This window comes from uncultured Cyclobacterium sp., from assembly GCF_963976465.1.
Lineage (GTDB): Bacteria > Bacteroidota > Bacteroidia > Cytophagales > Cyclobacteriaceae > Cyclobacterium.
Map to the genome: position 1 here is coordinate 1 of NZ_CAXBOC010000462.1, position 4,511 is coordinate 4,511.

Annotated in this window: 4 protein-coding genes; 3 read left to right on the forward strand and 1 reads right to left on the reverse strand. The window is 35.5% G+C overall.

What is annotated here, in order from left to right; genetic code table 11:
• The coding region (locus AAC037_RS20290) for a transketolase C-terminal domain-containing protein (protein WP_339905172.1) at nt 1-588 on the forward strand (588 nt) is incomplete at its 5' end.
• Nucleotides 589-735: 147 nt separating this feature from the next.
• Here the strand turns inward: AAC037_RS20290 and ffh are convergent.
• On the reverse strand, nt 736-2,073 hold the full coding sequence (ffh, locus tag AAC037_RS20295; RefSeq protein WP_339905174.1) for a signal recognition particle protein: 1,338 nt from the start codon (nt 2,071-2,073) through the stop codon (nt 736-738).
• 272 nt (nt 2,074-2,345) lie between these two features.
• Between ffh and AAC037_RS20300 the strand changes: the two genes are divergently transcribed.
• Both AAC037_RS20300 and AAC037_RS20305 read left to right on the forward strand, forming a co-directional pair.
• Nucleotides 2,346-2,840: a DUF6508 domain-containing protein gene (locus AAC037_RS20300; protein ID WP_339905175.1), complete on the forward strand. Its 495-nt coding sequence runs from the start codon at nt 2,346-2,348 to the stop codon at nt 2,838-2,840.
• A gap of 439 nt (nt 2,841-3,279) precedes the next feature.
• The coding region (locus tag AAC037_RS20305; protein WP_339905176.1) for a hypothetical protein at nt 3,280-4,511 on the forward strand (1,232 nt) is incomplete at its 3' end.

Consider the following 4,511-nt stretch of genomic DNA (forward strand, 5'->3'; position numbering starts at 1 on the left):
AATTTTGAAAATTGGTTTGCTAACACCCCAGGATTAAAAGTTGTGGTTCCTTCAAATCCATATGATGCCAAAGGATTATTGAAGGCTTCCATTAGAGATAACAACCCGGTTATTTTCATGGAGTCAGAAGTAATGTATAGCGATAAGGGAGAAGTGCCAGAAAGTGAATATTTACTTCCTTTAGGGGTTGCAGAAATCAAAAGAAAAGGAGATGATGTTACCCTTGTTTCCTTTGGTAAAATGATGAAGGTAGCTATCCAAGCTGCTGATGAATTGGCAAAAGACAATATTCATGCAGAGGTTATAGATCTCAGAACAGTTAAACCAATCGATTACCCAACCGTTATTGCTTCTGTAAAGAAAACAAACAGATGTGTAATTGTGGAAGAAGCCAATCCTGTTGCGGCCTTGTCTTCAGATATTGCCTATAACATCCAAAAACAAGCTTTTGATTATCTTGATGCACCTGTTATACGTGTAAATTCTATGGACGTGCCATTGAGTTATTCCCCAACCTATATTGAAGCAACGCTTCCAAATGTGAAAAGGACAATTGATGCTGTGAAATCTGTTACTTATAAAAAGTAATCTTTTCCGGCTTACCTATATAAAAAAGCAGGGCTTAGGCCCTGCTTTTTTCATTATTAACCATTGAAAATAAAGATTTGGTGAAATAAAAAAGGCTGAAAAAAAATATTTTTCAGCCTTTTTTATTGTGTATATTTTTTAGGAGATCTACCTCCTTCTCATATTCCCTCCTAGGGCACCCAGTGCCTTTTGAGCACCACCCATTTTATTCATTTGTTTCATCATTTTTCTCATATCAGCAAATTGCTTCATAAGATTATTGACTTCTTGGATGGTTCGCCCACTTCCTTTAGCAATCCTTCTCCTTCGGCTTCCGTCTATAATCGAGGGGTTTCCTCTTTCATCCGGGGTCATACTTCGAATAATCGCTTCAATAGGAATAAAGGATTCGTCATCAATATCCAAACCTTTTATGGCTTTGCCCATGCCTGGAATCATACCCAAAAGGTCTTTGATATTTCCCATTTTTTTGATCTGATCAAGTTGAGAAAGAAAGTCATCAAAATCAAATTGATTTTTTCTAATTTTTGCATTAAGCCGTTTGGCTTCATCTTCATCAAATGATTGTTGAGCTTTTTCGACCAAGGAAACCACATCCCCCATACCCAAAATTCTTTGGGCCATACGATCGGGGTAAAACAGGTCAAGGTTTTCCATTTTCTCACCTGTTGAAATAAACTTAATAGGTTTATTGACAACATGGCGGATTGAAATAGCTGCACCACCCCTACTGTCACCATCTAATTTGGTAAGTACCACACCATCAAAGTCCAACCTCTCATCAAAGGTTTTGGCAGTATTGACAGCATCCTGACCGGTCATTGAATCAACTACGAATAATGTTTCTGAAGGATTCAAGCTTTCTTTCAAAGCAGAAATCTCATTCATCATGGCCTCATCCACTGCCAAACGGCCTGCTGTATCCACAATTACAGTCTTTTTACCTGTTTTCTTGGCGTATTCAATGGCATTTGATGAAATTTCTAAGGCATTTTGATTACCGGGCTCTGCATAAACTTCTATCCCAATTTGCTCCCCTAGGGTTTTTAATTGTTCAATTGCAGCAGGACGATAGATATCACAGGCCACCAATAAAACTTGACGACCTTGTTTTTTAAGATAAGTCCCTAGTTTTCCGGAAAAAGTGGTTTTACCAGAACCTTGCAAGCCGGAAATCAACACTACAGAAGGATCTCCCTTAAGATTGATTTCCTCCTTGGCTCCTCCCATCAACTTGGTCAGCTCTTCCTGAGTAATCTTAACCAACAACTGGCCTGGGGAAACAGCAATCAACACATCTCTTCCTAATGCCTCCTCTTTAATTTTGTCAGTAACCTCTTTGGCCACTTTATAATTTACATCAGCATCGATCAGTGCTCTCCGAATTTCCTTAACAGTGGTAGCTACATTAATTTCTGTAATCTTTCCTGTGCCTTTTAAGGTCTTAAAAGCTCTATCTAATTTAAAACTGAGATTATCGAACATGTCATTTTCGTTTAGAATCAACAAAAATAGAGATTTTTTTTAAGCATATACATCTAATACCCTAAAAGAATACGTTCCTTCATTAAAAGTTGTTTTTCTGATATAAATCATTAAAAAACCTAGCTTTTCATTATGAAAAGGCAAATTGTTGCATTTGACATACAAAAATACCCTGATCAGGGTATTTTATTGATCAAAAAAATGTTGTTACTTACAAACTCAAATCAAACAGTATCAAACAATTATCATTTAAACTACAAACAATTTAAATAATGATAAAGGACCAAACTCCGCTTTTTATTCCTATTGGAAACTTTTCTGACCATTGTAACAGCCTTGATGGAAGGAAACTAATGCCCTTGGTAAATCTTATTCAAGAAATGGAAATGAGATTTTATAAAATTGAAAAATTTCATGGAATTCATGATTTAAGCAGCACAACATTAAGTAGTATCGGTTTAAACGGAATTCATGTTAGATTACTAGACGCCGTATTAAAATTAAGGTTAGTCCCCCTCTTTGATTGGCTCTCTTGGAAGTCTGAAGCCGAAAGATTTTATCAAAACCCTTCCTCATTAAAAGACCAAGACACGGTTACTCTTGGCAAAATAATGACAGTTTTGCTGAGATCTCAAACTATTTATGGACCTACCTTTCTTGAGTCAAAAATAAAAGACAAATTTGTACTTTCCTTATTAAAAGCAATCGTTAATTCCTTAGACAAAACAAATCTATCCGCATATATTAACACAGATATTGTAGATTAACCCAATTTAACGCCAATATTATCTAATTTTAAATTAAAGTGAACTTTTTTCGCTTAACATCCCCTATTTTTTACTATTATTGGCCTTATAATTGTTGACACACTTTGATGAATGTCCAACCAACTCGCAAAACAATAGTGTTGACATAAATGTTGAAAAGAAATATTTAAAGTAAAGCAGTGTAATCCAAATGCGATTTATTTTCGTTATTATTAAATAAGAAATAAATCGCATTTATTAAGCCTTCATACTTATCAGTTAATGTATGAGCTTCAAAGAAACTGAAGCTCGATTTAATGCTTTCTCATTGAATCAAAACATGAATTAACCTGTTTTTATTGATGCAGTTTAACCCTGTTGCAAAAAGTAAATACCAGTTTAATTTGAAATAATTAGATTATAAAGTCCAAAATGACACTTCTAGGTAAAACCAGTGTTAATGAATATTACTAAAATAACCATTTCACATTTTAAAAATGTGCTCTTCATTTATTCTTTGTTGCTAGGTATTGGTTTTCATGCCAATTTAATGGCACAATCAAGTCCCCGTTTAGAAATTGAGAAACAAGATCCATCTTGTTCAGGAAATGGTCAAATCAAAGCATTGCTTCAAAATGTGGACAATGCGGGGAATTTGGTCTACAGCTTATTTCAACTTCCTAGTGAAAACCTTATAGCTAGTAACCAAAATGGGATCTTCGAAGGCCTTGGTGAAGGCTTATATAAAATAAGTGCAAACTATACAATTGATGATAATCCTCAAGAAACTTCCATTGAGGAAACTTTAAGTTCTGTTTTCAACCCACTTTCTTTCACCGTGATTTCAAATACGCTGTGCGAAAATGAATTGGGTAATATAGAAGTCGTCGTTAATGAAGGAGCTCCAGCATCGTTTGAATTATTAGGCCCTTCAGAAAGGAATCCACAAGAAAGTCCTGTTTTTGAAGACCTCTTGGCAGGGGCTTATACAATCATTGTAACGGATGAATGCGGAGATAGGCTTTCCCGATCCTTTGAGATTCAAAAAGCCACCTTTTTCATTGATGAAAATTTTCAGCAGTTTGAAAACACCCTCAAAAGTTGTAATGAAATTAATGTTGGGCACTTGGTAAAGTCCGTCGGCGCTAATATTTCTTACCCCCTACAAGTTACTTATTTGGTTCATACACCGGATGGAACTACCGAAGAAATTAACATAGAGATCAGTACAGGTGATCCGTCAGAAAACATTTTTTACAACACACTCCCGTTCTTCTATGACGAAGCATATACTTATGATTTAAAAATTACTGATAATTGCGGACAAATTTCCACTTTAGAGGGTAATTCTATAAATAGAAAATTGACAATTTCTAATGATTTATTATGGGGTGCTGGATCTTGTGGAAAAAGAAGACTTTCCATTAAACCATCCAATTTCACAGCTCCATTTACTATAAATTTTACTGAATTTCCCGATGGGTTTGACCCTGAAATTTTCAACACCCAATATCCGGGGCCTTTCACCGAAGAAAATATTTTTTTCGGATCAACAGAAATGCCTATTCCTACCGGCAATTATGCATTTACATTGGAAGACGCCTGTGGACATTCTGCAAGCATCTCCAAAGAACTATTGGACAAATTAAGTGGGCCTGGCGCTACTGTTTATAAAGGTTGTGGTCCTGACAT